Genomic DNA, 1999 nt, shown 5'->3' with positions numbered 1-1999 from the left:
CCTTGAGGGTCACCCCTCCCGTGCCGGCCAGCGGCACCGAATCACGTCGTAAGGGTTCCTAGTACATGACTGTCGAATCGGTCTTCCCACGCCTGGAGGCCCTCCTCCCGCACGTCCAGAAGCCGATCCAGTACGTCGGCGGCGAGCTCAACTCGACCGTCAAGGACTGGGACGCCTGCGACGTCCGTTGGGCGTTGATGTACCCCGACGCCTACGAGGTCGGCCTGCCCAACCAGGGCGTCATGATCCTCTACGAGGTGCTGAACGAGCGCGAGGGCGTGCTCGCCGAGCGCACCTACAGCGTCTGGCCGGACCTCGAGGCGCTGATGCGCGAGCACGACGTCCCCCAGTTCACCGTGGACGCCCACCGCCCGGTGAAGGCCTTCGACGTGTTCGGGCTGTCGTTCTCCACCGAGCTCGGCTACACCAACATGCTCACGGCGCTCGACCTGGCCGGCATCCCGCTGGAGGCCGCGGCCCGCACCGACGAGGACCCGATCGTCCTGGCCGGCGGCCACGCGGCCTTCAACCCGGAGCCGATCGCCGACTTCATCGACTGCGCCGTGGTCGGCGACGGCGAGCAGGCCGTCCTCGACATCACGGAGATCATCCGCGCCTGGAAGGCCGAGGGCCGCCCGGGCGGCCGGGACGAGCTGCTGCTGCGCCTGGCCCGTACCGGCGGGGTGTACGTCCCGAAGTTCTACGACGTGGAGTACCTGGCCGACGGCCGGATCGGCCGCGTCGTGCCGAACGCCCCGGGCGTGCCGTGGCGGGTGTCCAAGCACACCGTGATGGACCTGGACGAGTGGCCGTACCCGAAGCAGCCGCTCGTCCCGCTCGCGGAGACGGTGCACGAGCGGATGTCCGTGGAGATCTTCCGCGGCTGCACCCGCGGCTGCCGCTTCTGCCAGGCCGGCATGATCACGCGCCCCGTGCGGGAGCGAAGCATCACCGGCATCGGCGAGATGGTGGAGCGCGGGCTGAAGGCGACCGGCTTCGAGGAGGTCGGCCTGCTGTCGCTGTCCAGCGCCGACCACACCGAGATCGGCGACATCGCCAAGGGCCTGGCGGACCGGTACACCGAGGACAAGATCGGCCTGTCGCTGCCGTCCACCCGCGTCGACGCCTTCAACATCGACCTCGCCAACGAGCTGTCCCGCAACGGGCGCCGCTCGGGCCTCACCTTCGCCCCCGAGGGCGGCAGCGAGCGCATGCGCAAGGTGATCAACAAGATGGTGTCGGAGGAGGACCTGATCCGCACCGTCGCCACCGCGTACGGCAACGGCTGGCGCCAGGTGAAGCTGTACTTCATGTGCGGCCTGCCGACCGAGACCGACGAGGACGTGCTCCAGATCGGCGAGATGGCGAAGAACGTCATCCAGAAGGGCCGCGAGGTCACCGGCCAGAACGACATCCGCTGCACCGTCTCCATCGGCGGGTTCGTGCCCAAGCCGCACACCCCGTTCCAGTGGGCCCCGCAGCTGTCCGCCGAGGACACCGACGCCCGCCTGGCCAAGCTGCGCGACTCGATCCGCGGCGACCGCAAGTACGGCAAGAACATCGGCTACCGCTACCACGACGGCAAGCCGGGCATCGTCGAGGGCCTGCTCTCCCGCGGCGACCGCCGGGTCGGCGCGATCATCCGCGCGGTCTACGAGGACGGCGGCCGCTTCGACGGCTGGCGCGAGTACTTCTCGTACGACCGCTGGATGGCCTGCGCCGACAAGGGCCTGTCCGGCACCGGCGTCGACGTCGACTGGTACACCACCCGCGAGCGCACCTACGAGGAGGTGCTGCCCTGGGACCACCTGGACAGCGGCCTCGACAAGGACTGGCTCTGGGAGGACTGGCAGGACGCCCTGGAGGAGGTCGAGGTCGACGACTGCCGCTGGACCCCGTGCTTCGACTGCGGCGTGTGCCCCCAGATGGACACCAGCATCCAGATCGGCCCCACCGGCAAGAAGATGCTCCCCCTGACGGTGGTCAACAAGTAGCGCGT

1 protein-coding gene is annotated in these 1999 nt (G+C 69.4%); it reads left to right on the top strand.

Annotated elements, in window-relative coordinates:
- Nucleotides 1-65: 65 nt before the first annotated feature.
- A complete protein-coding gene (locus tag ACIQOV_RS39215; RefSeq protein WP_401055651.1) occupies nt 66-1994 on the top strand; it encodes a TIGR03960 family B12-binding radical SAM protein in 1929 nt (642 codons plus the stop codon).
- Nucleotides 1995-1999 lie beyond the last annotated feature (5 nt).

The organism is Kitasatospora sp. NPDC091257 (genome assembly GCF_044757675.1).
In the GTDB taxonomy this organism is placed as follows: domain Bacteria; phylum Actinomycetota; class Actinomycetes; order Streptomycetales; family Streptomycetaceae; genus Kitasatospora; species Kitasatospora lactacystinica.
This window is presented reverse-complemented; position numbering and strand designations above follow the sequence as displayed.